This window comes from Flammeovirga kamogawensis (genome assembly GCF_018736065.1).
GTDB classification, from domain to species: Bacteria; Bacteroidota; Bacteroidia; order Cytophagales; family Flammeovirgaceae; genus Flammeovirga; species Flammeovirga kamogawensis.
This window is the reverse complement of sequence record NZ_CP076129.1, coordinates 185610-210996: the sequence shown is the minus strand read 5'-3', so window position 1 is coordinate 210996 and position 25387 is coordinate 185610. Positions and strand designations below refer to the sequence as shown.

The window sequence follows — 25387 nt, the reverse complement described above, 5'->3', positions numbered from 1 at the left end:
TCAACGATTTCAATGTTTCTCCTCTCTTTACAATTATACTAATATAATTTTTAAGACTGAAATGAAAAATAGAACAATATCCCAATTTATAAACTATCTGAACACTTTAATTAAATCAGATCAAGTACTCAATAATTTTAAGGTAGAAGCAAAAGATTTTACACGGAATAGAGTGATTAGTTTTGTCGATATAATTTTCATTTTAATAGGTAGAGTTACAAAAACAACTATGGTTGAACTAGTTCAATTTTTCTCGAGTAACGGTACCTTAAAAATATGTTCTCCTCAGGCATTTAGTAAGGCTAAATTAAAAATTAATCCTGCTGTATTTCAATTCCTAAATCAAGAAATTTTAGACTTTTATTATGAAAAAAAAAGAAACACGTTTTATAAAAATAAATACCAATTACTTGCTGTTGATGGAAGTATGATTCAACTACCAGATAGTAATGAATTAGGGGAAATATTCATTAGAACTAAAAATCAAAATGGGGCTGGAATGCCACTTGCAAGAGCTTCTGTTTTATATGACTTGAATAATGATTTAGCTTTAGATGCATTAATAACACATAATAAACATAGTGAAGTATCTCTTTTTTATGAACATATCGAAAACTCATCACATCTTATTGATAATCATATTGTTGAACCTGTTATAATATTAGATAGAGGATACGCAAACATCAATATTATTGAGTCTATATTAAAAAATAAAATGTTGTTTTTAATTCGAACAAAAGCATCCTTAAATAAAGAAGTTATCGAGTTTGTAAATTCAAATGTGATTGATAATACAATTATTTTTAAGAGGAAAGACAGAGACAATATTTCATGTAGAATCGTCAAAGTAAAATTGAAAAGTGGAGAAATAGAATATCTTTTGACAAACACGGAATTCTCCATAATAGAACTCAAAGAATTATATTATAAAAGATGGGGTGTTGAAACTTATTATGGATATATCAAATCTAGTTTACAACTAGAAAACTTCTCTTCAAAATCAGCAAATGGTGTACTATTAGAATTTTATGCTTCTATATTTTTAGCCAATTTGAATCAGGTTTTAATTATTGAAACGGCATTGAAAAACGATCAAAAAAACAAGTACGAATACAAGATAAATAAAAATATAGCAACGGGTATTTTTAAAAGTTTTTACATTAAAATGAGAATGTATAAACGTGTTCCTAAAAAGATAATTGACGATACACTGACACTTATCAGACGATCAAAAGTTCCAATAAAAATGGAGAGATCTTTTGAAAGAATTAAAAATAAAAGAAGTCGAAGAAAGTGTCATTTTAATAGGAAATTGGCTATTTAACATCTTAAGTTTAGAGCATTGGACGCGTCGGCCGAGACTTGATGTATAGCTTATGTTGTGTGTTGTTTATATTTTTCTCTTACTCTCATTAAGATTGTTCCAAGTTGATTTTGTCCCAATCCGTCTTTTCCTATACCCCAATAGTTATCATATGGTGAGTTTTCGATTAATAATTTATCATCAGTTTCAATTAACTTCTTTTGAAGTTCTTCATTAAAGTCAAATTTTGATTTTACACCAGCATACATGTAGTTTATTTTATCAAACTCCCAAGACTTCTTTAAACTATAGCTTCTATTTTGCCCCAAGTCTGAGGCTATTTTTGGTGAATTTGAAAGTCTAATTTTTTCAGCATAGGATAAATCTTCGAATTTCATCGATTGATAAAAATGCTCAACTGTTTTATAGTATTTATTTTCGTACTCAAAACCAAAATTTGAAAAGTTTGAAAATTCACCAAATTCACCATGACTTGAATAGAAATAAATCGCATCATTAAAATCAATTAGAGATTCACAATTATTTATAATATCAACTCTATTTAGAATTAAGCTATATGATGAATATTTTTCAGAGTTAATCTTATTTCCAACAATTTCCGATTCATATTTTTTACTTTCGTTTAACCAAACTTGAATCATATTGTCTAATGGGTCGGAAAAAAAACTTATCGTAAAAAGTTCACCATTCGGTAAAGTAAACTTTACATATTCAGTATATGCAGTTTCAAAGTGAATAATAGCATACACTTCCAAATTCTCAGATGATCTATATGTTCCTCCTGGATATATCATTGATTAGTAGTAAGTCTAATAACACACAACGAAATTGCTAAACTACGAGCGAGGCCGCGTCGGCCGAGACTTGGAGTTTTAGCTGTTGTTGGCGGTATGTGCTTTTTTTAGTCTGTCCAATTTTCAATTTTTCCATTATCCTCAATGAATATCTCGATATAAATGTCTTCAGATATTGGTTTTCCTTTATTCATAATAACGTCAAATTTCAAATCTTTTAAGGCTGTCATTATCTTATCTATACAAAAATTGTATTCATCTGGCTCGTAATATTCATCAATTTCTTCGTCAGATAGAACCATTCTAACCTTTGATACAATTCCTTTTTTATTAATAGTTACGAAATAACTTTCAGAACAGTCAAATTCATCTGGATTTTTCCATTTTGCCCTTTTCAGTTTCTTAAATAGGAAGTTCGATATTTCACTTTTATCACGTCTATCTATTCTTTTAGGGTCATCGATATAGTTGTCAAAATCTTCCACATTTTCCACAAATCCATTTGAAAAAGTAATAACTTTTTCTTTTTCAAATATTGTAAAGAAAACCCCGTCCCATCTCAAAACTTTGTTAGTTAATGGAAAGTTAATGAATCCGTTAAACCAATTGATAAATACTTTACTATTCTTAACTTTCTTACCAAAAATGGATTTGATTTTCATTACTGATTGGTTCTTGTCAATTTGTCCATTTCTTAGTTCTCCACAATTGATAATATCAGCTAAGAACAAACTATCATTTTCTATTTTATAAATTGCCTGATATCCTCTCCAGCAATTAAAAGAAGCACCATCTCGAAAGGTCAGTCCAAATAGTTGTTCAGTTTCAGTCGAGTCTAGTCGTTGTAAATATTGTTCGAGAATTAAATTGTATGTGGCTATAGTGTCATTATCATAAATGACATAATCAGGCATTTGTGGACTCGCAATTGTTTCTGTTGCCCAAAATGTCAATAGACATATTATTATAAATGTAATTCTCTTTCTCATCGCATTACCGCCAACGCGTTGACTAAACTGCGAAGCGGACGTGTCGGCCGATATGCAGATTTAGTTGATGTTAACCACAGTTAAAGTGAAATAATACTTTAATAATTAAGAGAAGATGTTAAATCTAAAGATGAAGGTATTTCAAATCCATTATCTTTCAGAAAATCTCTTGTTTCCATTAAAGCAAAGCCTAATAAATTTAAGCCTCGCCAAAGGTGGACATTTCTGGAAGAATCACTATCTTTTGTTAAACCAATACCCCAAATTATATCTACAGGACTAGCTTCAACCAATACTCTTGATTGGGTATTTAAAAGATATTCTCCCATTTTTTTATGTTCAGTAAATTTATAAATATTGCCAATTTTTACAATCCATAACGATACTTTTTCCATACCTCTTCATCAAAGTTTTTCACTTTTCTACCTAAATCTTTTGCTTCTCCAGGTTTTTGACAATTAATGATTTGTTGATACACTTTTTCATCGCCAAATAATCTAGCTTTTTCTGCCATCATCCAATGTTCGGTAGTCAAGTAAGTAATACCTTTTATTGTAAAAGAGCTTTCATACCATTGACTAAAACAAAAGTTTCCTACTTCTTCTTTATGATTTTTTGTATGACCCCAAAAGAATAAAAACTTTATTGACGTATTTGATTTCTCTTTAATTTTCAGCCATTCAAGAGAATATTTTACTTCCATTATATTGTATTGTTTCTATATGCTACTTACTGGATAATAATTGTGGTTAACGTTTTGCAAATAGGCAAAGGCGCCTTCTCAAATATAATCATTTTGGCGCTTTTGTTTATTTGCTGTTATAGCCATTCCTTTCGGGTTAATTTATATCTGCGATCGGTGCACTTATCTTCTGTGTTAAAGAATTCAATATCTCCTTTAAAAAACTTCTCAAGTATTTTAACGGATCGTAAATTGGCCACATAAACATCGGCAGTGATTAAGTCTGTGTTCAAGTGTTTAAAACCAAAATCAATTAGTCCTTTTGTGATTTCTGTACCGTATCCAACTCCCCAGTACTTTTCTCTTAGTCTATAGCCTATTTCATCATTATTTTCATTATTCTTCAGAAATGCACAAAGTCCGATGAACTCATTTTCTGCTTTTAACTGGATTGCCCAAACCATTTTATCTGATGTTTTCTGTTCATTATCAAGTAGCATATTTAAGTGCTCATTACTTTCCTCTCTGGTCATGACATCTCGGGGAATGGGATTCATGACGTTTGGGTTACCCATCATGTCAAAATAAGCACTTTGATCGCTTTTGCACAATTGTCTAATGATTAGTCGATCTGTTTCAAATATCATTGTGTTGTGGTTAATTGGCTATAACGCGTTGACTAAACTGCGAAGCGGACGTGTCGGCCGATATGCAGATTTAGTTGATGTTATGGAGTGTTATTAAGTGAATTATATTTATTTATTATTTTATCAACTTCAATAAGTTCAATTACAGTTGTATTAACTTTTCCTTGATTTATAATGCTTAAAGAAGGACTTTTCGAAGTAACCGAAATATAATTTTTTGACATTTCTTTTAAACTATACTTTATATTTTCAAGACTGTAAGTTGAATTAATATTCCAATTAGTTTTTAAAATATAGATAATCTCTAATTCACCTTTTGAATTCGGCAAATAATATGTAATTGTTTCTCCATAATCATTACAATCTATAGTTTCTTTAAATATTACATTTTTATTAGAATTATATTTAACAAGTTTTTGCGAACAGTCACCACCTTCAAAATCATCAAATATCATTTGAAAAGTAGAGGCTTGTAATTCTTCTTCTAAATTTTTAAGTTCAGAACTAAAATTAGGTGAAGATTGAATATTTAAAACTTGAATAAAAAAAACAAGTGTTCCTAAAAATCTCATAATTATTACTTATTCTACAATATATAGATAGGAATTTTATATTTAAAACTAATTAGTTTAATGAGTATAACAATACCAATACTCCATAACGGGTTGACTAAATTGCGTAGAGGGCGCGTCGACCGATATGCTAATTTAGTTATTGTTATGCTGTGTATTTTTTAATTTTAAATTGAATACTGAAAGTACAGATACTTAAAAGTTTTACCTAACGTGAACATCATTAATTGAGAGAACTCTAAAATTACGATGGACGTTGAAAAACAAAACCATTTTTTAAACTTTAATTATTTGAAAAGTAAATAGCCTTTTGACTAATTCTGTGTTGAAAAATTTACTTTCTACTAATTTAATTCTTCACAATGATTTGACTACACTCCTGTTTCAATTTATAATTTTACTAAACCGTGCGAATCGCACGACTGCAAATAAAAAGGTACAAAATAACTAATGTTCTCTGCGGGTGAATCACCCGTGCTTGAATAATAAAAATTTAGTACCTACGTGAATTATGCAGATGCACTCGCCTAGATTATACAGCATAACGGGTTGACTAAATTGCGTAGAGGGCGCGTCGACCGATATGCTAATTTAGTTATTGTTATGCTGTGTATTTTTTAATTATAAATTGAATACTGAAAGTACAGATACTTAAAAGTTTTACCAAACGTGAACATCATTAATTGAGAGAACTCTAAAATTATGATGGTCGTTGAAAAACAAAACCATTTTTTAAACTTTAATTATTTGAAAAGTAAATAGCCTTTTGACTAATTCTGTGTTGAAAAATTTACTTTCTCCTAATTTAATTCTTCACAATAATTTGACTTCACTCCTGTTTCAATTTATAATTTTACTAAACCGTGCGAATAGCACGACTGCAAATATAGAGGTACAAAACAACTAATGTTCTCTGCGGGTGAGTCACCCGTGCTTGAATAATAAAAATTTAGTACCAACGTGCACTATGCAGATGCACTCGCCTAGATTATACAGCATAACGAATTTGCTAAACTGCGAGCGAGGGCGCGTCGACCGAGACTTGCTGTTTTAGCTGATGTTACCACACGTTTATATGTGAATTTTTGTGGATTACTAATAAATGTACTCTATATGAATTCTTCGATTTAGCGGAGTAAAAGTCATTTCAGAGTATGAAATTTTTTGTAGTTCATAGACTTTATCAACCGTTACTTTATTTAAGTACTTGATTGGAATTTTATCTATTACACCGAATTTCATTTCTATATCTCCACAATTTGTATCAACAACATGATTTAATGGCTTAAACTCTAATTCATAGTCTAGTTCTCCATTTTTTTTGTAATATTTCCATTCTCCAACGCGATAATAATAATAAGTAAGGCTCGGCTCTATACCACAATCATAGTGCATATCTATCTTATAATGACCTTCTGAGATTAAACGACCTTCAAAATCAAATTCTTTCCAATGTCCAAACCGTAAATCAGTAATATTATTATCTTTAACCGCTACTTTACCAATCCCAATTACATTAACTTTTAAGTCTTTAACATTGATTAAACTATCTTCCTTAGGAATACCATTTTTGATCGTTCCATCAAATGGGTCGAAATAAACCTGACTTAATTTATAATTTTGTTGTGACTTACAGCCGAAGAATAAAAAAAGTAAAAAAAGTGTTACTAACTTATTTATTTTCATGATCAATCCCATCTTTATCAACTTATTAATAACTCTATGCCCAATGTGTGGTAACGAAATTGCTAAACTGCGAGCGAGGACGCGTCGGCCGAGACTTGCTGTTTTAGCTGTTGTTGTATTGCGTAATATAATGTGTAATAATTTCCTAAAAAGATTAATAACTTAAGCGTAAATTAATTGGAAATAATATTGTTGTGTGATAATTATTTTCTCTACATGAATTAACTTTCCATTGTTCATTCTTCATAAATGTTAAGAGCTCATTCTTATTTTTTATTAGATTAATTCCTTTACTTGCCTTTTCTAGAATTATTGTTCTCTCAACTATACCTTTATGATTAATAAGAAGAATGAAATAGATTTTAATATCATCATAATATTTTTTTTCTCTAACTAATTCTTTATTAATCTTTACTATTTTAATAATCTCTTTGGCTAGATAAGCTTTTCCATTTATTGGGGTGTTATTATAACCACCAACAATAGTATTCATTTTGAAAATAGTGTCATATTCTACATTACATTCAGAGTCATTTTTTTGACCATGACAATGTATTGATATTCCTAAAAATAATATTGCAATGATTATTGGATTCAATTATGTAAACTTTTTATTAGTTAACTTACTTAAAAAGAGTTGAACTTATGCGATACAACGGGTTGACTAAATTGCGTAGAGGGCGCGTCGACCGATATGCTAATTTAGTTGATGTTAACCACAGTTAAAGTTAAGTAATAGTTTAATAATTAAGAGAAGATGTTAAATCTAAAGACGGAGGTATTTCAAATCCATTATCTTTTAGAAAATCTCTTGTCTCCATTAATGCAAAGCCTAATAAATTCAAGCCTCGCCAAAGGTGTACATTTCTAGAAGAGTCACTATCTTTTGTTAAACCAATACCCCAAATTGTATCTACTGGACTAGCTTCAACCAATACTCTTGATTGGGTATTTAAAAGATATTCTCCCATTTTTTTATGTTCAGTAAATTTATAAATATTGCCAATTTTTACAATCTCATAACGATACTTTTTCCATACCTCTTCATCAAAGTTTTTCACTTTTCTACCTAAATCTTTTGCTTCTCCAGGTTTTTGACAATTAATGATTTGTTGATACACTTTTTCATCGCCAAATAATCTAGCTTTTTCTGCCATCATCCAATGTTCGGTAGTCAAGTAAGTAATACCTTTTATTGTAAAAGAGCTTTCATACCATTGACTAAAACAAAAGTTTCCTACTTCTTCTTTATGATTTTTTGTATGACCCCAAAAGAATAAAAACTTTATTGACGTATTTGATTCCTCTTTAATTTTTAGCCATTCAAGAGAATATTTTGCTTCCATTATATTGTACTGTTTCTATATGCTACTTACTGGATAATAATTGTGGTTAACGCGTTGACTAAACTGCGAAGCGGACGTGTCGGCCGATATGCAGATTTAGTTGATGTTGTAGGTAGTTAATTATTACTAAACTTATTCCAGTAATTTTCACTAGCTTTAAACAAGTCAGTTGGTGTGATTTTTTGTTTTAAATGATTTTTAATTTCTATTTTTTTAGCTTTTATTAGCAAGTTTCCTCCACAATAGTCATAATTAGTATTGTGTTGATTACAGCTTACTTTTACAATACCATTTAAAGTTTCTGCATATCCAATTTCTAATTCTGCTTTAAAAATGTCTTTTAATTCAGTCCAATTGATTTTTTTGAGTGTGATCGGATTCATCCATGGTTCTAGCTCAATATGTTCAATATTGTATATAAGCAGATAAAAAAAATTAAAACCTTCTTGAAATTCTTTTCCAAGATATTGACATTCTATTTTTAATGTCAGTTGTTTTAAATCTCCTTCCCAGCCTGTTATTCCTCCATCGTGAAACGTTGTGAATATATTTTCGATCACATTAATCATAGTTCAACTTCTACAAAATCTGTATTAGATTTAAATATTTTATTCGATTCCTTAATTGCTTTTTCTTCTGTTAATTTGTAATCAAACTGAATGTACTCTTTAATTTCATCAATTGAATTAAAACCTACACTTGCAATATAACCTTGAAAATCGTCTTGAATTTCTTTCCAATCAGAATATTGTTTTTGACTAATTAAAGTTTTACCTGATTGTAAAAATATTAAATTGAATTTCTGCATTTCTCTAATTACCTACAACGTGATAGCTAAACTACGTGTGAGGGTGCGTCACCCGAGACATGGAGTTTTAGCTGGTGTTATAGCCTGTTTAATTATTTTCTAGTTCTTTTTTTAATATGGTAAATATATCCTTTTTAATGATTAATAGCTCTTGCTCATTTTCTGAGTAATTGTACATTATGTCTTTAAAAAGATTATCTAATTCTTCATAAGGATTCTCAGAAAAATATATTTCAAAAGCTGAAAAAGAAATGAACTTTTCATAAGAGTTATCCCGATATAATTTTGTTTTTAATAAATTAACCTCAAGTGGACATTTTTTCAAATAATTCAAACAATATGAACCTATTACCTCAGATAATGCACCATCGCTTTCTTGAAGAATATTACTAAAATTAAATAGATAAAATTTTCTAGTATCTATATTATCTGTAGTAACACTATCTAATAGATTAAAAGTTATCTCAGAATCTGAGATTTTATAAATACCTTGATAATACATCTTTGAATAAATATCGATAGATGTATGATTTAAAAAGTATGTAATAGGTTTACCTTCTATTTGTCTTGTGAATTTTTTATTTCTATTTGAATTGATGGTTGGTTGCTCATATTTAGGTAGGTTTTTATCTATTTGATTATCATTAAATTTGTAACTTTTCCCCAAAGATTTAATATCTGAAACTCTAGATGAATGTATAAAACCCTCTAGGTGATTAAAATTTAATTTAAACCAGTTTTTATTTTCTGAGGGTGAATATTGAAAAGTTTGACCTTCTAATATTACTCCGATAATATTAGAGTTTACAGTAGACTCTTTCCTGATATTTGTGTAACCATCTTTATCATTTATTACACCAATATTCTGAGATAAAATATTCCCTGATAGAAATAAGAAAAAATATGCTATTAATAATCTCATTAATTGAGTGAAGTTTATTTGTAATAGGCTATAACGGGTTGACTAAATTGCGTAGAGGGCGCGTCGACCGATATGCTAATTTAGTTATTGTTATGCTGTGTATTTTTTAATTTTAAATTGAATACTGAAAGTACAGATGCTTAAAAGTTTTACCAAACGTGAACATCATTAATTGAGAGAACTCTAAAAATATGATGGACGTTGAAAAACAAAACCATTTTCTAAACTTTAATTATTTGAAAAGTGAATTGCCTTTTGACTAATTCTGTGTTGAAAAATTTACTTTCGCCTAATTTAATTCTTCACACTAATTTGACTTCACTCCTGTTTCAATTTATAATTTTACTAAACCGTGCGAATCGCACGACTGCAAATATAGAGGTACAAAATAACCAATGTTCTCTGCGGGTGAATCACCCGTGCTTGAATAATAAAAATTTAGTACCTACGTGCATTATGCAGATGCACTCGCCTAGATTATACAGCATAACGAAATTGCTATGCAGCGAGCGAGGACGCGTCGGCCGAGACTTGATGTATAGCTATTGTTGGCGGTAGTTTATTATTATATGTAACAGTAATTATAATAGATATAAAACAGCTATTATTAATCCAATACAAAAAGGAATTAAAAAAGAAATTGCAACTGAAAAAAAAGCTTTCAAATTTGAAATTTTTTGTGCTTGGGATAATGCTGGAATAAATATAAATGGACGCCATAAACTAAGAATTGTTATTAAAGTAATTAATACCCAATAAACAATATTTAAAATCATACTATTGTAGATTGTTGGTCTATCTGATTGAAAAAATTCTATTCCAAATATTAAAATAGAAATCAGGAATAAAAATAATATTGGAATACTTGGAACTAAGGATAATACCAATGCTTTCCTTGTCATTTCAAAGGTTCCTTTACCTCTAAAAAATTTACAAGATACTTTATTTATAGTCCATGCTAATAGTTGGAATGAAAATAAACCACCAAAGCCACTCATAAAAAATATCATAAGTAGAAGTTCAGATAATGATTGAGTGTCACCAAAACTTTTTACTTCTGCCCTATTTATTCCATATGAGAGTCCTCCAACAAATAATAGGGAATAGATAATCAAAGTAGATAAGTTATTTTTCTTATCTATGGAGTTAAATACAGCTCTTGGATTGAACCAAACTTGTTTTAGTATTGATGAAATTTGCATAATAGATTGTTAATTTTTTGGAGATGTTATAATTACCGCCAACGAAAATGCTAAACTGCGAGCGAGGTCGCGTCGACCGAGACTTGCTGTTTTAGCTTTTGTTGTAAGTTGTTTATTTTATTTGAACTGTTTTTCTATTTCAGTTTTATGATATTCAACAATCCAATTATTTCTTTTCACATACATGTCTTTAATGTTAGATACAGAATTACTCCAAACATAACAACCTCTATCGTCATACATTTCAAAAGCTATATTTTTTTCAGTATTAAAAAATAAGATATTCTGTTCAACAGCCGGATCAAATCCCATTTCATAATTAGCAATACCCTTTAGGATATTCTCAAAATTAATTTCTTTTAAAGGTAATTTACCAATTATAATTCTAGCTTTTACTTTCTCATCTTGAGGGCTCATTTCAATTTCTGAAGAACATTCTATATTTATTAATTCCACATTGTTGTAAAAGCTTTTGAAAGCTTCTTGAGTGAATTGATTATGTAAATATCCATTGATGGATTTTAAAGAATTATAATCATAGATTAATACTATTACCTCTTCTGTATTATAAAATACATCATTTATGAGTTTTAAAGAACGATCAACAGCTTGATTTACCCTTTTAAGGCTACCTAAATCCTGTTCTCCTCCAAGTTCGAATCTAATATGGATTTCCTTTGAAAAAGATCTTGGTAGGTTAATTTTCGAGTTAGGATAAACTTTATCTAAATATGATTGTAGTTCTTCTCTTAACATTTCTAGTAGGATTTTGGATACTCCAAATAACTTACAACGAAAATGCTAAACTGCGAGCGAGGTCGCGTCGACCGAGACTTGCTGTTTTAGCTGATGTTGTGGTACGTTTTTATAGATTTAAGTTATTTATAACATAATTGTAATGAGAACACCTGAAGTGATGTAACATTTTTATCATTACAAGTTGCTGGAATCCATTTCTTCTTTTCTATAATTGTTCTTCTCCTCTCATATATCTTACTCCTGTTACTTCACCTTTTTCAGTTATTAGATAGGTTATTATAAGTTTTACACCATCTAATACCAATCGTTTAGATTCTTGATTAATTATTATCTTTTTTGAAATTTCTTTAAATAATGAATTCTTCCCATCTATTATTTTTGCAGGGTTGTCAACATCTAAATAATATGTAGAATTGGTGAGTGTATCTACTCTTGATTCACAAGAAGAATTTATTGTTTGAGATAATACTAATGAAGGAATTATAAATAAAAATACACTAATTAATCTCATTTATATTACTTTTTAAGAATATTATATTTTTGTACCAACTCATTCTTACCAAAAGTTATTTCCAATTCTGACATATAAACTGGATCTATGTCTAATTCATACTTTTCAAAAATAAAGTAAAAATAATAGTTATTAAGTACACTATCTGGTTTTCCAAGAAGAGATTGAATCTCTTTTTTATGTAAACCAATTAGTAGTTTAGTTGCTATTAAATCTTCGACCATTAATTCTCTATCTTGATTGATTTGCCAATCAACACTCCTGTCATTCCATACAACTGAATCAAATTCCATTTTCTTTTCACAAGATGTAAATATGAAGAATAATAAGAAGTTGAAATATAGGATCTTTAATCTCATTACTAGTTTGATATAATTAATAGAGAATAATTGAAAGAATATTGCTTAAGTAATGTACCACAACGAAATTGCTAAACTACGGCCAGCGGGTGTGTCACCCGATGGATGGAGATTAGCTGATGTTAGGCATTTTTCACCAAGTTCTTGTACTTATTAAATCTTCAATATTAGCTTCTTCAAAAGAATATGCTTTAGCTATTTCTCCAAAATCCATTGCAAATGTTTCACGGGCAGCTGTTTCAATTTCACTACCATTTTCAAAGAACTCATCTTCAAGACTATTAATTTTGTCAGTTGCATAATGAGTTAATTTATATAAATGTTTTAGGTTTTGAGGCTTCTCCTTCTCAATATTCAAGCATAATTCAATTAATACATTTTCACATTTATCAACTAGGAATGATGGAAAATAAGAATCAGAACGCATGTCAACTAGAAAATTATAATTTTTCATTTTCTCATTTTTAATCATATGTTTTGATACATCTGCCATCTCAAATTTCGGATATGTTTTTCGTTTTCCAATGAAGATATTGTATGATAAATAACCAATAATGATTATTACAATTAAGATTAATAAGTTTTTCATCTTTTTGTTTGCTTCGTTTTATAATGCCTAACGGGTTGACTAAATTGCGTAGAGGGCGCGTCGACCGATATGCTAATTTAGTTGATGTTAGGCAGCGTATTTTTTTTAATTTCTAATTATAAACTGAAAGTACTGAAGCTTAAAAGTTTTACCAAACGTGAACATCATTAATTGAGAGAACTCTAAATTTTTGATGAACGTTGAAAAACAAAACAATCTTTTTAAACAGTACTTATTTGAAAAGTAAATAGCCTTTTGACTAATTCTGTGTTGAAAAATTTCCTTTCTCCTAATTTAATTCTTCTGACTGAAATAGCTTCACTCCTGTTTCAATTTATAATTTTATTAAACCGTGCGAATCGCACGACTGCAAATATAGAGGTACAAAATAACTAATGCTCTCTGCGGGTGAATCACCCGTGCTTGAATAATAAAAATTTAGTACCTACGTGCATTATGCAGATGCACTAGCCTTGATTATGATGCCTAACGGGTTGACTAAATTGCGTAGAGGGCGCGTCGACCGATATGCTAATTTAGTTATTGTTATGCTGTGTATTTTTTAATTTTAAATTGAATACTGAAAGTACAGATACTTAAAAGTTTTACCTAACGTGAACATCATTAATTGAGAGAACTCTAAATTAATGATAGCCGTTGAAAAATTTCCTTTCTCCTAATTTAATTCTTCACACTGATATGACTTCACTCCTGTTTCAATTTATAATTTTACTAAACCGTGCGAATCGCACGACTGCAAGTATAGAGGTTCAAAATAACTAATACTTTCTGCGGGTGAATCACCCGTGCTTGAATAATAAAAATTTAGTACCAACGTGTACTATGCAGATGCACTCGCCTAGATTATACAGCATAACGTTGAGTGTATGGTGTCGTAAGGGATTGCGGGCTCAAAACCTATCAAGTTATCAGCCGAAATTGAAGCGGGTGATGCCGCTCGAAAACCTCTGAAACCCTTATGCACTATACACATTGTTGTACGCTGCCGTTCATTCATTTTATTATAATCTTATCGTTTAATTCAATCGTTGTTGTCCCTCCGTAATTGAATTTTACCATAATTTTGTCCTTATCAATCCATTTTTTTACAATCCCTTTATTAACAGGTAAATCAGAGAAGTTTTTAGGAACTCTAATCCTTGAATTTTCTACAATCACAAACAACATATAAACACCCCAACCAAAATTTCCTATTCCAAATTGAAGTCCGATTATTTTGGTCGAATTGATAAATTGCTCAACTAGTTCTCGTTTTGTTTTTGAGCCAATCTCTGGTTCATAAGGATTCCAATAGTGATTCCAAATCTCACGTTTTTCAGAAAATGAAAGTTTTTCCCAATCATTAAATCCTATGTCCTTTTTAGAATCACTCATTAACTAATCATTTTTACTTTTCTTGCTAAATCCTCATTAGTGGTTACTGTCAGATTATCAAGTAATCCATATACTTCGGGGTCATTTTGATTTAGAAATCCTGCCGCACTAATAAAAACCTTTTGACCATTAGAAAATATTAAAGTCAAGTCCTGTGGGTAAATATATTCCTCTTTTTTTCCTGTTTTTTGTTCTTCAGTTTTTACAAGTTCCCAGGCAATTTCTAAATCAACGATTTTCTGTCCAGTAATATTCGACCACAAATTTGAATCGCTAACATTCCAACTTTGGTATCCATCAAATACAGATTTTTCATTAATCCTTAGTCCGATGCCAAATTGATAAAACTCTCCATCCCAAAATATTTCTACTTTGTCATTTGTCATGTGAAGTACAATTGAGAAATCAATCGAATCAATCTCTGAATAATGGGTCTTGTAATTCGGTGTAGGATTAATCTTATCATAAGCTATTTCGTAATAGTCAACCGAAACAATTTGCAATCCAATAATCTGTTTGCAATAATTCTCAAAATCGATATGTCTTTTTTCAAGTTTCATTTAATGCAGGATGTTTCCCTCGGTTGCGTACAACGAAATTGCTAAACTACGAGCGAGGGTGCGTCACCCGAGACTTGGAGTTTTAGCTGTTGTTGTGAACTGTTGTATTAACAGATAAATGCCCAATATACGATTTCTTTGATTTTATTATTTTTCAAATAGAATATATATCCTGCAGGTTCTGTATGTTCATATTTTGTTTTAAAATCCACTCTCATTTTACGATCAGAAACAGAATTATTATCCAATCGTTCCAACATAGAATTATATGAGTTTGGAAATATTTTTTCTAAATACGATTCATTTGATTTACTATCAATTTTAAAATGTTGGTTGCCAAAATGGAAATTACTTTCTGATGGTCTGTATTTATATAATAAAGCTTTCCCTTCTGAGACAATAAAATCGGTCTTTTTATAAGAATAGATCTCAACAGATTCATTTTGATTAATATAATTACCACATTCCCAACTATTGTCTGTATAAATTGTATCTGGTTGACCACATTTTGACAGAAGATCATCTAAAGATAGTTTGACTTTAATTGAATCATTTAAAAAAATATCGTTCAAATCAAATTTATCATTTTGTAGTGTTCTTTGATTAAATGACGAAAAGTAAATTATACTTAAAACGCTAAATGAAAAAGTAAATATATATTTTGTAATTCTTATCATTTTTAAGTTTAGTCTATCTTATCCATAATAGTTCACAACGGGTTGACTAAATTGCGTAGAGGGCGCGTCGACCGATATGCTAATTTAGTTATTGTTATGCTGTGTATTTTTTAATTTTAAATTGAATACTGAAAGTACAGATACTTAAAAGTTTTACAAAACGTGAACATCATTAATTGAGAGAACTCTAAAATTATGATGGACGTTGAAAAACAAAACCATTTTTTAAACTTTAATTATTTGAAAAGTAAATAGCCTTTTGACTAATTCTGTGTTGAAAAATTTACTTTCTACTAATTTAATTCTTCACAATGATTTGACTTCACTCCTGTTTCAATTTATAATTTTACTAAACCGTGCGAATCGCACGACTGCAAAGATAGAGGTACAAAATAACTAATACTTTCTGCGGGTGAATCACCCGTGCTTGAATAATAAAAATTTAGTACCAACGTGCACTATGCAGATGCACTCGCCTAGATTATACAGCATAACGGTTTGACTAAATTGCGTAGAGGGCGCGTCGACCGATATGCTAATTTAGTTATTGTTATGCTGTGTATTTTTTAATTTTAAATTGAATACTGAAAGTACAGATACTTAAAAGTTTTACCAAACGTGAACATCATTAATTGAGAGAACTCTAAAATTATGATGGACGTTGAAAAACAAAACCATTTTTTAAACTTTAATTATTTGAAAAGTAAATAGCCTTTTGACTAATTCTGTGTTGAAAAATTTACTTTCTACTAATTTAATTCTTCACAATGATTTGACTTCACTCCTATTTCAATTTATAATTTTACTAAACCGTGCGAATCGCACGACTGCAAAGATAGAGGTACAAAATAACTAATACTTTCTGCGGGTGAATCACCCGTGCTTGAATAATAAAATTTAGTACCTACGTGCATTATGCAGATGCACTCGCCTAGATTATACAGCATAACGTGATGACTAAACTACGTGAGCGGTTGTGTCAACCGTGATTGGAGTTTAGTTGATGTTGGGTACTGTAAATAATATTTTAATTTATCTGTAAAGGATAATAACTTTCAGCTTGCGAATTAATAATAACAGTTTGATCATTTATGTTTAATATTTCATTATACTTAGTTATTGATTCAAATTTTGAGAAATATTCATTTTTAATAAATTTCAGCTGATTTTTTCTAGTAATCATTGGTCTAAATTTAAATTCCCAGCTACAAAATTGAATAACACCATAATTAATATTTTTTTGATCACCTTTATTATAAATTCTCTTACCGTTATAATATAAATATTCATCAAATTGATATTTTTTTGAACGTGATTCTATCATTTTGGTAAATGGTGTATTTGATAGATGACGAGCACCCACTTGACCGTAAAAGTTACTAAAGTCTCTGATATTATAATATTCAATTATTTCATCAAAGTTAGCTACCCATTCTTGATCATTATTTCTATTTGTTACACTTTTGTTTCTTATTGTTTTTAATGATAATAATCTGAGTAAATTAAAATCATTTTCTGAAAGGTTTTCCTTATATAAGGTTTCATATTTAGTAAAGTTCTCATACATTTCATTATAGTAGTTGTATTCTGAAAGTGGGGGTTTTGTATTTGGTGATCCAAATACCCTATCTGCATCGATAAATTTTTGAGTAATTTCATCTAACTCATTTGGTATAATTTCTATGGTTTTAAATATGTCACTAATTACATGTATAAAGGGATATCTGATTTCATAATCAACACCAATAATTACGAACTTTTCATTCTCAGGTAAAGAATCATAAAGCACTTTTAATTCTTTAATAAAAGACCTAAAACCTTCAAAAGCATAATATCCATATATACGTTTTAATGGCAATTCATTACCATCAATTAAGTATTTAGTATACAAAAAAGAGTTTGCAAACCCCATTTCAAGAACTAAATTTGTTTTCCCATTCTTTTTAATCTGGTTTTTAAAGTTTTGTAATAATGCTTTTTGTGAACCTTTAGTAAAATGTACTTCCCCAGATAATTTAAATGAATTAATTGATTTTTCTTGACCATACGAAAAATGCACAATCAACCAGAAAAAGATAATTAATAGTAGCTTTATTGAAGATTTCATTTTTTGTTCTTAAATTTCTATTGTACCCAACGGGTTGACTAAATTGCGTAGAGGGCGCGTCGACCGATATGCTAATTTAGTTGCTGTTAGGCAGCGTATTTTTTTTAATTTCTAATTATAAACTGAAAGTACTGAAGCTTAAAAGTTTTACCAAACGTGAACATCATTAATTGAGAGAACTCTAAATTTTTTATGAACGTTGAAAAACAAAACAATCTTTTTAAACATTACTTATTTGAAAAGTAAATAGCCTTTTGACTAATTCTGTGTTGAAAAATTTCCTTTCTCCTAATTTAATTCTTCTGACTGAAATAGCTTCACTCCTGTTTCAATTTATAATTTTATTAAACCGTGCGAATCGCACGACTGCAAATATAGAGGTACAAAATAACTAATGCCCTCTGCGGGTGAATCACCCGTGCTTGAATAATAAAAATTTAGTACCTACGTGCATTATGCAGATGCACTCGCCTTGATTATGATGCCTAACGTTCCGGCTAAAAAGCGTTGCTGTCCCGAAGGGCAGCTATGATTTTTTAGCCATTGTTAGGCACTGGCATTTTTTATTTCTTTCCACCGAAAAGTCTCGATGGAAAACCTTGTTTTACTCGTTTCTCAACAATCCAAATCGGATCGTCAGTTGGTCTTATGATTTTTGTATTCGGTCCTGATTTGCCCCACGGAAATCCTGTTTTTATTGGTTTTTCGGACAAGTCTGCTACTAAAAACATTTCTGGCAATTCAATTTGTCCGTTTTCAAAGTCATAGTCCTTCTCATTCTTTTCCATTATTCCGACTTTTTCACTCCAAATGTCCATTACGGTCTTTTCGTGAATACTGTCCAAATTGGATTGATTACCCTTATGTCCAAACTCGTCAACGTGTTTAATGAACTCTGTTAAATTTTCAGAGTGTTTTACTATTACAGCTGGGTCGTGACAGACATAGTAAACTGAATTCCAATTTCCTTTTGAGTCAATGTCCAAAATCGAAAAATTCCCAAATCCATCTCCTGCGAGTTGGATTGAGTTTGGAAACATTTCTTCAAACCCAAAATGACCGAATGCATCAAAACGTACTTCTTCAAGTCCATAGAATTCAAAGCCTTTACTGAATCTTAGTAATTCTTCGATTTCATTAGGTAAAATATTATTTGGAAGTTGACTTTTTAAGTTTTCAATCTCGCTATCTGTCATACCGTCCAACAATTCAACCTTATACAAGTCTTCGTCTTCCGATTCATATTGATTTGACAGGATTGATTTTAATTGTTGTTTTGGTGTCATTTCAGTTCGTGTTGTTTTTGCTTGCGCCTAACGGGTTGACTAAATTGCGTAGAGGGCGCGTCGACCGATATGCTAATTTAGTTATTGTTATATGCTTTTTATTTTTAAAAAAGTGTTTCTAAATCCCTATCCTTCAAGTAGTAGCTATTTATAAGATTTATATTATTTGAAACATTAATCCCTAATTTAGATGCTATAAATAATATTTTATCATGCTCATCATTAATTAAATTTAATTCATCTTCAAATGGTAACTGTTGACCATAGCTTTTTTCAATAAATTCTTTACCTGAGATTGAATCATCTAAAATATATTCTCTTGATAATTCACCATGTTTATAATAACTAAATTCATATGAACTATCGATATCTCCTACTGAACAATAATAAATCTCAAACTCTTTGCACAATTCTGTTAGTAAACTTTTGAAGTCTGAATCATACCAAAGTGAATAAGCCCAATCATCAAAAATTTGCAACCAACCATTTTCCCAAATTGAATAAAAAAGCTTATGAGTTAAGGCTATATCCTTGTCTGAATTAATTTGCTTCAACTTTGTCCATTTATTTAACTCTAACCTTTCAAAGATAGAGTCTATTTGAGATTTGTTACACCTTATAAAAATATAATATGGTGCATAAAATCTATTGTTTATAATAAGTTCATTCATTTTATGATATCTCTCAGCAATAATTGCATATAACGGGTTGACTAAATTGCGTAGAGGGCGCGTCGACCGATATGCTAATTTAGTTATTGTTATGCTGTGTATTTTTTAATTTTAAATTGAATACTGAAAGTACAGATACTAAAAAGTTTTACCTAACGTGAACATCATTAATTGAGAGAACTTTAAATTTTTGATGAACGTTGAAAAACAAAACCATTTTTGAAAAATAACTTATTTGAAAAGTGAATTGCCTTTTGACTAATTCTGTGTTGAAAAATTTCCTTTCTCCTAATTTAATTCTTCACACTGATTTGACTTCACTCCTGTTTCAGTTTATAATTTTACTAAACCGTGCGAATCGCACGACTGCATATATAGAGGTACAAAATAACTAATACTTTCTGCGGGTGAATCACCCGTGCTTGAATAATAAAAATTTAGTACCAACGTGCATTATGCAGATGCACTCGCCTAGATTATACAGCATAACGTGATGACTAAACTACGTGAGCGGTTGCGTCAACCGTGATTGGAGTTTAGTTGATGTTGTAGGGTGTATATTTTACTCTTTTATTAGTCCGTCTTCTAACATTAATTTATTAGCTTTTTCATTATTCTGTTTTGAGATTGGTTTATCAAAATAATAAGGTAAATCTAATTTTGACTCGATTAAAGTTATTAATTTATCTTTAAGCAAACTATCAATAATTTCAAGTACAGTCTTATCTAATTCATTAGGTATTGTTTCCTTTCTACCATATTGTGAAGCCATTTCATACACAAATTCATGAATTGTTATTTGTCCTTTTGCTTCTAGAAAAATATGTTGTGGCCAAGGGTCCATTGTAATCATTCTAGGTGCATTATTGTCAATAACGTGAATTTTTGATTCATCAAGCCAATCCCATCGAGCCACCCTTGTGAAAAACTTATTTTTAATAGATGAATTTTTAAGATCCTCAAATGGAGGAAATGTGCGTTCTTTCTTTTTAAATAATCCAAACATCGATTCTTGATTTTATACCCTACAACGGTCTCGGGTATGCGTAGTGCGGGATTTCAATGCACTTATCTTTCCGTTTACCGTTGATTTTGTTTTATGTTCATAATTTCATTTTAGCACTTCAGCCCGCATTACGTATACCCATTGTTGTGTGCCGTATTTATTTTAATGGTTTGATTTAAATCCGTTCGAGAAACTTCCCGAATTACTGTCTCCTTTATAGTTTATCTGAACGCTGTATGATTTTCCTTTTTCTAACTTTTCTGTCTTTACTGTGAATGAGTTTAATCCTTTTTTAGACTTTGTTTTTAATGAACCGATTACTTCATCATTTTCATAGTCCTTGATTTCAATCTCAATGTCGAGTTTGTCTAAAAAGTAGAGTTCTAGTTGTACTTTATTATTCGAAATACTGTAAATATCTCTAATGTTATTTTTGTCTGTTATGTAGGTTCTTTCCCGTTTTGTCCCTTTTTCTATTCCCTTTATTTTTGAATAGGTAATTATCCCTTGAACGTTTCCAAATTCCACAAACGGCATTGGAAAAAATGGAAGAATAAAATATCGGTAAGGGTCAGGTGTGGCTTGAACAATTTTTTCATAGGTAAATCCATTGATTGTGTCTTTGCTTACTCCTTGAAGAAAAAATCCTTTTTGTCCATTTTGCTCAATAAGTTTGAGTTCTGTTGAGTATTCCTTAAATGGAATGAACTGATTGCCGTAATAGTAACCACTATCGGAAACTTGCATTAGAAATTCTTCTGGTCCCTCTTTTGAACCACTTAAATAGTTATAGCCTTCAATCTCCATTTTAAGAGACTTATTTCCGTCAACTATTGTATCTCCAATATACCTGACATTTTTGAATTGTTTGTCTTCGTATTCTGCTAATCCTGTTGAGTCGTTGTACCATTTTCTGCGATAAAACAATTGAATTTCATCTCCTGGTTGAATGTCAAATCGATTGCTGGTTTGAAAATCGTTTTTAATTCCTTCCGAAATGTCATTGTAATTGTCTCCGTAAAGCTGTTTTGTATAAAACTGTCCATTACTTGAAACCGCTAATGTTTTCAAGTCAGGAATAATTACAGCATAAATTTCTGAATTGTCAGTAGTGTAATACTTTCTTGGTGTTTTGTCGGTTGCTATTAAGCTATCTCTTGGGTAACTCCTTCTTGTGTCGATATATTCGAGTGAAGTTTTTACTTGGTTTCCGAAAAGTGTAGCTATTTGTTCTTCCGTTTTATTGTAGTCAATATTGTGAACCGTTTCAAGGTTTTTATTGAGAAGTTTATAATTACCGTTATCAAAGGATTCGAAATAGATTTCGGTTTTTTCAATGTCAGAATAGTCAACAAAGTCTTCCGTTTTGAATTTTAAGAAATGTCTATTTTCTATCAGTGTGTCTTTTAAGTCTGTTCTTACTTGCAGTCCGATAAACTCATTCTTTTGGTCAAAGTAGGTTGCTCGAACATAGATTTTCGATTCAGCCATTTCTTTTCTGCTTTCTTGTCCAAAGCTGATTTGAGTTAGAAAAAGTAAAGTTAGAAGTATTATTATTCTCATCAATCGGGTTTCTATATATGGCACACAACGGGTTGACTAAATTGCGTAGAGGGCGCGTCGACCGATATGCTAATTTAGTTATTGTTATGCTGTGTATTTTTTAATTTTAAATTGAATACTGAAAGTACAGATACTTAAAAGTTTTACCTAACGTGAACATCTTTAATTGAGAAAACTCTAAAATTATGATGGACGTTGAAAAACAAAACAATTTTTGAAAAATAACTTATTTGAAAAGTGAATTGCCTTTTGACTAATTCTGTGTTGAAAAATTTCCTTTCTCTTAATTTAATTCTTCACAATGAGTTGACTTCACTCCTGTTTCAATTTATAATTTTACTAAACCGTGCGAATCGCACGACTGCAAATATAGAGGTACAAAATAACCAATGTTCTCTGCGGGTGAATCACCCGTGCTTGAATAATAAAAATTTAGTACCAACGTGCATTATGCAGATGCACTCGCCTAGATTATACAGCATAACGGGTTGACTAAATTGCGTAGAGGGCGCGTCGACCGATATGCTAATTTAGTTATTGTTATGCTGTGTATTTTTTAATTTTAAATTGAATACTGAAAGTACAGATACTTAAAAGTTTTACCAAACGTGAACATCATTAATTGAGAGAACTCTAAATTAATGATGGCCGTTGAAAAACAAAAACATGTTTTAAATTTTAATTATTTGAAAAGTGAATAGCCTTTTGACTAATTCTGTGTTGAAAAATTTCCTTTCTCCTAATTTAATTCTTCACACTGATATGACTTCACTCCTGTTTCAATTTATAATTTTACTAAACCGTGCGAATCGCACGACTGCAAATATAGAGGTACAAAATAACTAATACTTTCTGCGGGTGAATCACCCGTGCTTGAATAATAAAAATTTAGTACCAACGTGCATTATGCAGATGCACTCGCCTAGATTATACAGCATAACGCGTTGACTAAACTGCGAAGCGGACGTGTCGGCCGATATGCAGATTTAGTTAATGTTAGCTAGCGTTTAAATTTAGTTAAATATAAATTATACCCTGCTTCACCCATTCTCTCTATTATTATTTTTTCCATTTTTTTATTACTAATCTTCGAATAAGTTATCTCAAGATCTTGATATCGTTTTAAAATTAATTTTGAATTATTCCATTTAAAAATTTTGAATACTTTTTCTTCCGTTTTATTGTAGATCCAATGTGTGGTGAGATAAATTTCCCCTGTTAATTGAGTCGTATTTGGAGGAATTTTCAGATTTATGGTTTCGTATCCTATATTTTGAATTAATAGATTTTGATCTTCATTAGAAATGTTCATATTAAATATTGCCTGCCCATTATAATCTGAAACCGTTCCATTCTTACTTGTTGGAATTGATACTATAACACCCGAAAGTTTAACTTTATCACTCCAATCAAGTAAAATAATATTTATTTTTAAGCTATCAGCAGCAGTCTCATTACTTTCGATTTGTACTTGATTAGAACAATTTAAGCAATCTGTAAAACTTAATTGAAGAGAATTATTAGATAAAACTTTAGAAATTCCTTTACCAAGGCCAGTTCCTGTACAAGTAAATAAGAAATAATTAAAGGTCCCATCATTATAGAATTCAAAGATTTCAGATTCAAACCCTATATCTTTTTTTGAAGTTAAATATATTCCCGGTCTAATTTTTTGCCCAAAACTCGAAAAGAAAAAGGTTGACAGTATAATTGTAAGTATAATCTTCATTCTCAAGAAATGCTAGCTAACGAATTTGCTAAACTGCGAGCGAGGGCGCGTCGACCGAGACTTGCTGTTTTAGCTGATGTTACCACACGTTTATATTTTAATTTTTGTGGATTACTAATAAATGTACTCTATATGAATTCTTCGATTTAACGGAGTAAAAGTCATTTCAGAGTATGAAATTTTTTGTAGTTCATAGACTTTATCAACCGTTACTTTATTTAAGTACTTGATTGGAATTTTATCTATTACACCGAATTTCATTTCTATATCTCCACAATTTGTATCAACAACATGATTTAATGGCTTAAACTCTAATTCATAGTCTAGTTCTCCATTTTTTTTGTAATATTTCCATTCTCCAACGCGATAATAATAATAAGTAAGGCTCGGCTCTATACCACAATCATAGTGCATATCTATCTTATAATGACCTTCTGAGACTAAATGACCTTCAAAATCAAACTCTTTCCAATGTCCAAACCGTAAATCAGTAATATTATTATCTTTAACCGCTACTTTACCAATCCCAATTACATTACCTTTTAAGTCTTTAACATTGATTAAACTATCTTCCTTAGGAATACCATTTTTGATCGTTCCATCAAATGGGTCGAAATAAACCTGACTTAATTTATAATTTTGTTGTGACTTACAGCCGAAGAATAAAAAAAGTAAAAAAAGTGTTACTAACTTATTTATTTTCATGATCAATCCCATCTTTATCAACTTATTAATAACTCTATGCCCAATGTGTGGTAACGGTTTGACTAAATTGCGTAGAGGGCGCGTCGACCGATATGCTAATTTAGTTATTGTTATGCTGTGTATTTTTTAAATTTAAATTGAATACTGAAAGTACAGATACTTAAAAGTTTTACCAAACGTGAACATCATTAATTGAGAGAACTCTAAAATTATGATGGACGTTGAAAAACAAAACCATTTTTTAAACTTTAATTATTTGAAAAGTAAATAGCCTTTTGACTAATTCTGTGTTGAAAAATTTCCTTTCTCCTAATTTAATTCTTCTGACTGAAATAGCTTCACTCCTGTTTCAATTTATAATTTTATTAAACCGTGCGAATCGCACGACTGCAAATATAGAGGTACAAAATAACCAATGTTCGCTGCGGGTGAATCACCCGTGCTTGAACAACAAAAATTTAGTACCAACGTGCATTATGCAGATGCACTCGCCTAGAT

At 30.2% G+C, this 25387-nt stretch carries 26 protein-coding genes and 1 pseudogene; 1 reads left to right on the top strand and 26 read right to left on the bottom strand.

Annotated features, from left to right (window positions below; translation table 11 throughout):
* Window positions 1-61 precede the first annotated feature (61 nt).
* A complete protein-coding gene (locus KM029_RS19895; protein WP_144076600.1) occupies window positions 62-1324 on the top strand; it encodes an IS4 family transposase in 1263 nt (420 codons plus the stop codon).
* Window positions 1325-1374: 50 nt separating this feature from the next.
* Here KM029_RS19895 and KM029_RS19890 read toward each other — a convergent pair whose 3' ends face one another.
* The 26 genes and pseudogenes from KM029_RS19890 to KM029_RS19765 all read right to left on the bottom strand — a co-directional run bounded on the left by KM029_RS19890 (window position 1375) and on the right by KM029_RS19765 (window position 24889).
* Entirely contained in the window at window positions 1375-2118 is a 744-nt protein-coding gene (locus KM029_RS19890; RefSeq protein WP_144076599.1) for an NADAR family protein, read from the bottom strand.
* A gap of 107 nt (window positions 2119-2225) precedes the next feature.
* Window positions 2226-3107, bottom strand: a complete 882-nt coding sequence (locus tag KM029_RS19885) for a hypothetical protein (protein ID WP_184679443.1) — start codon at window positions 3105-3107, stop codon at window positions 2226-2228.
* Window positions 3108-3205: 98 nt separating this feature from the next.
* A pseudogene (locus tag KM029_RS19880) lies at window positions 3206-3810 on the bottom strand (NADAR family protein).
* Window positions 3811-3926: 116 nt separating this feature from the next.
* Entirely contained in the window at window positions 3927-4436 is a 510-nt protein-coding gene (locus KM029_RS19875) for a GNAT family N-acetyltransferase (protein WP_144076598.1), read from the bottom strand.
* Window positions 4437-4516: 80 nt separating this feature from the next.
* The gene (locus KM029_RS19870; RefSeq protein ID WP_144075932.1) at window positions 4517-5008 is read right to left on the bottom strand and encodes a hypothetical protein; all 492 of its coding nucleotides are present in this window, start codon (window positions 5006-5008) and stop codon (window positions 4517-4519) included.
* Between the two features lie 1095 nt (window positions 5009-6103).
* On the bottom strand, window positions 6104-6694 hold the full coding sequence (locus tag KM029_RS19865) for a hypothetical protein (RefSeq protein ID WP_144076597.1): 591 nt from the start codon (window positions 6692-6694) through the stop codon (window positions 6104-6106).
* Window positions 6695-6848: 154 nt separating this feature from the next.
* Window positions 6849-7292 carry a hypothetical protein gene (locus KM029_RS19860; RefSeq protein ID WP_144076596.1) on the bottom strand — a complete coding sequence of 148 codons (444 nt, stop codon included), beginning with the start codon at window positions 7290-7292 and terminating at the stop codon, window positions 6849-6851.
* Between the two features lie 142 nt (window positions 7293-7434).
* Window positions 7435-8040 (bottom strand): NADAR family protein, encoded by a 606-nt coding sequence (locus KM029_RS19855; RefSeq protein WP_144076595.1) that lies wholly within the window; start codon window positions 8038-8040, stop codon window positions 7435-7437.
* 116 nt (window positions 8041-8156) lie between these two features.
* Window positions 8157-8600: a hypothetical protein gene (locus KM029_RS19850; RefSeq protein WP_215586369.1), complete on the bottom strand. Its 444-nt coding sequence runs from the start codon at window positions 8598-8600 to the stop codon at window positions 8157-8159.
* 5 nt (window positions 8601-8605) lie between these two features.
* Window positions 8606-8848, bottom strand: coding sequence for a hypothetical protein (locus KM029_RS19845; protein ID WP_144075934.1), 243 nt, complete (start codon window positions 8846-8848; stop codon window positions 8606-8608).
* An 88-nt stretch (window positions 8849-8936) separates the two neighbouring features.
* Window positions 8937-9770: an SH3 domain-containing protein gene (locus KM029_RS19840; protein ID WP_144076593.1), complete on the bottom strand. Its 834-nt coding sequence runs from the start codon at window positions 9768-9770 to the stop codon at window positions 8937-8939.
* Between the two features lie 581 nt (window positions 9771-10351).
* Window positions 10352-10972, bottom strand: a complete 621-nt coding sequence (locus KM029_RS19835; RefSeq protein ID WP_144076592.1) for a YIP1 family protein — start codon at window positions 10970-10972, stop codon at window positions 10352-10354.
* Between the two features lie 117 nt (window positions 10973-11089).
* The gene (locus tag KM029_RS19830; RefSeq protein WP_144076591.1) at window positions 11090-11728 is read right to left on the bottom strand and encodes a DUF3885 domain-containing protein; all 639 of its coding nucleotides are present in this window, start codon (window positions 11726-11728) and stop codon (window positions 11090-11092) included.
* Window positions 11729-11936: 208 nt separating this feature from the next.
* Window positions 11937-12242, bottom strand: a complete 306-nt coding sequence (locus tag KM029_RS19825; RefSeq protein WP_144076590.1) for a hypothetical protein — start codon at window positions 12240-12242, stop codon at window positions 11937-11939.
* Window positions 12243-12247: 5 nt separating this feature from the next.
* Window positions 12248-12535, bottom strand: coding sequence for a hypothetical protein (locus KM029_RS19820; protein WP_158631222.1), 288 nt, complete (start codon window positions 12533-12535; stop codon window positions 12248-12250).
* A gap of 199 nt (window positions 12536-12734) precedes the next feature.
* Window positions 12735-13190: a DUF5713 family protein gene (locus KM029_RS19815; RefSeq protein ID WP_215586368.1), complete on the bottom strand. Its 456-nt coding sequence runs from the start codon at window positions 13188-13190 to the stop codon at window positions 12735-12737.
* Between the two features lie 1014 nt (window positions 13191-14204).
* On the bottom strand, window positions 14205-14585 hold the full coding sequence (locus KM029_RS19810) for a hypothetical protein (RefSeq protein WP_144076588.1): 381 nt from the start codon (window positions 14583-14585) through the stop codon (window positions 14205-14207).
* Complete coding sequence (locus tag KM029_RS19805; RefSeq protein ID WP_144076587.1) at window positions 14585-15145, bottom strand: hypothetical protein; 561 nt, start codon at window positions 15143-15145, stop codon at window positions 14585-14587. Before KM029_RS19805 ends, KM029_RS19810 begins: the two co-directional genes overlap by 1 nt.
* Before the next feature lie 107 nt (window positions 15146-15252).
* A complete protein-coding gene (locus KM029_RS19800) occupies window positions 15253-15822 on the bottom strand; it encodes a hypothetical protein (protein ID WP_144076586.1) in 570 nt (189 codons plus the stop codon).
* A 1027-nt stretch (window positions 15823-16849) separates the two neighbouring features.
* Window positions 16850-17929, bottom strand: a complete 1080-nt coding sequence (locus KM029_RS19795; protein ID WP_144076585.1) for a hypothetical protein — start codon at window positions 17927-17929, stop codon at window positions 16850-16852.
* Window positions 17930-18492: 563 nt separating this feature from the next.
* Complete coding sequence (locus KM029_RS19790; RefSeq protein WP_144076584.1) at window positions 18493-19215, bottom strand: SMI1/KNR4 family protein; 723 nt, start codon at window positions 19213-19215, stop codon at window positions 18493-18495.
* Between the two features lie 104 nt (window positions 19216-19319).
* Entirely contained in the window at window positions 19320-19886 is a 567-nt protein-coding gene (locus tag KM029_RS19785; protein WP_144076568.1) for a hypothetical protein, read from the bottom strand.
* A gap of 562 nt (window positions 19887-20448) precedes the next feature.
* Window positions 20449-20892: a hypothetical protein gene (locus KM029_RS19780; protein WP_144076582.1), complete on the bottom strand. Its 444-nt coding sequence runs from the start codon at window positions 20890-20892 to the stop codon at window positions 20449-20451.
* A 162-nt stretch (window positions 20893-21054) separates the two neighbouring features.
* A complete protein-coding gene (locus KM029_RS19775) occupies window positions 21055-22383 on the bottom strand; it encodes a hypothetical protein (protein ID WP_144076581.1) in 1329 nt (442 codons plus the stop codon).
* Between the two features lie 1072 nt (window positions 22384-23455).
* Entirely contained in the window at window positions 23456-24184 is a 729-nt protein-coding gene (locus KM029_RS19770; protein WP_144076580.1) for a hypothetical protein, read from the bottom strand.
* 114 nt (window positions 24185-24298) lie between these two features.
* Window positions 24299-24889: a hypothetical protein gene (locus KM029_RS19765; RefSeq protein ID WP_144076579.1), complete on the bottom strand. Its 591-nt coding sequence runs from the start codon at window positions 24887-24889 to the stop codon at window positions 24299-24301.
* Window positions 24890-25387 lie beyond the last annotated feature (498 nt).

Bases quoted from the DNA above. Each gene is read 5' to 3' on its own strand.
- KM029_RS19820 (WP_158631222.1), bottom strand. From the start codon at position 12,535: ATGGAATTTGATTCAGTTGTATGGAATGACAGGAGTGTTGATTGGCAA.
- KM029_RS19800 (WP_144076586.1), bottom strand. From the start codon at position 15,822: ATGATAAGAATTACAAAATATATATTTACTTTTTCATTTAGCGTTTTA.
- KM029_RS19795 (WP_144076585.1), bottom strand. From the start codon at position 17,929: ATGAAATCTTCAATAAAGCTACTATTAATTATCTTTTTCTGGTTGATT.
- KM029_RS19780 (WP_144076582.1), bottom strand. From the start codon at position 20,892: ATGTTTGGATTATTTAAAAAGAAAGAACGCACATTTCCTCCATTTGAG.
- KM029_RS19785 (WP_144076568.1), bottom strand. From the start codon at position 19,886: ATGAATGAACTTATTATAAACAATAGATTTTATGCACCATATTATATT.
- KM029_RS19885 (WP_184679443.1), bottom strand. From the start codon at position 3,107: ATGAGAAAGAGAATTACATTTATAATAATATGTCTATTGACATTTTGG.
- KM029_RS19870 (WP_144075932.1), bottom strand. From the start codon at position 5,008: ATGAGATTTTTAGGAACACTTGTTTTTTTTATTCAAGTTTTAAATATT.
- KM029_RS19815 (WP_215586368.1), bottom strand. From the start codon at position 13,190: ATGAAAAACTTATTAATCTTAATTGTAATAATCATTATTGGTTATTTA.
- KM029_RS19875 (WP_144076598.1), bottom strand. From the start codon at position 4,436: ATGATATTTGAAACAGATCGACTAATCATTAGACAATTGTGCAAAAGC.
- KM029_RS19840 (WP_144076593.1), bottom strand. From the start codon at position 9,770: ATGAGATTATTAATAGCATATTTTTTCTTATTTCTATCAGGGAATATT.
- KM029_RS19790 (WP_144076584.1), bottom strand. From the start codon at position 19,215: ATGACACCAAAACAACAATTAAAATCAATCCTGTCAAATCAATATGAA.
- KM029_RS19825 (WP_144076590.1), bottom strand. From the start codon at position 12,242: ATGAGATTAATTAGTGTATTTTTATTTATAATTCCTTCATTAGTATTA.
- KM029_RS19895 (WP_144076600.1), top strand. From the start codon at position 62: ATGAAAAATAGAACAATATCCCAATTTATAAACTATCTGAACACTTTA.
- KM029_RS19770 (WP_144076580.1), bottom strand. From the start codon at position 24,184: ATGAAGATTATACTTACAATTATACTGTCAACCTTTTTCTTTTCGAGT.
- KM029_RS19855 (WP_144076595.1), bottom strand. From the start codon at position 8,040: ATGGAAGCAAAATATTCTCTTGAATGGCTAAAAATTAAAGAGGAATCA.
- KM029_RS19765 (WP_144076579.1), bottom strand. From the start codon at position 24,889: ATGAAAATAAATAAGTTAGTAACACTTTTTTTACTTTTTTTATTCTTC.
- KM029_RS19775 (WP_144076581.1), bottom strand. From the start codon at position 22,383: ATGGCTGAATCGAAAATCTATGTTCGAGCAACCTACTTTGACCAAAAG.
- KM029_RS19835 (WP_144076592.1), bottom strand. From the start codon at position 10,972: ATGCAAATTTCATCAATACTAAAACAAGTTTGGTTCAATCCAAGAGCT.
- KM029_RS19865 (WP_144076597.1), bottom strand. From the start codon at position 6,694: ATGAAAATAAATAAGTTAGTAACACTTTTTTTACTTTTTTTATTCTTC.
- KM029_RS19890 (WP_144076599.1), bottom strand. From the start codon at position 2,118: ATGATATATCCAGGAGGAACATATAGATCATCTGAGAATTTGGAAGTG.
- KM029_RS19805 (WP_144076587.1), bottom strand. From the start codon at position 15,145: ATGAAACTTGAAAAAAGACATATCGATTTTGAGAATTATTGCAAACAG.
- KM029_RS19830 (WP_144076591.1), bottom strand. From the start codon at position 11,728: ATGTTAAGAGAAGAACTACAATCATATTTAGATAAAGTTTATCCTAAC.
- KM029_RS19845 (WP_144075934.1), bottom strand. From the start codon at position 8,848: ATGCAGAAATTCAATTTAATATTTTTACAATCAGGTAAAACTTTAATT.
- KM029_RS19810 (WP_144076588.1), bottom strand. From the start codon at position 14,585: ATGAGTGATTCTAAAAAGGACATAGGATTTAATGATTGGGAAAAACTT.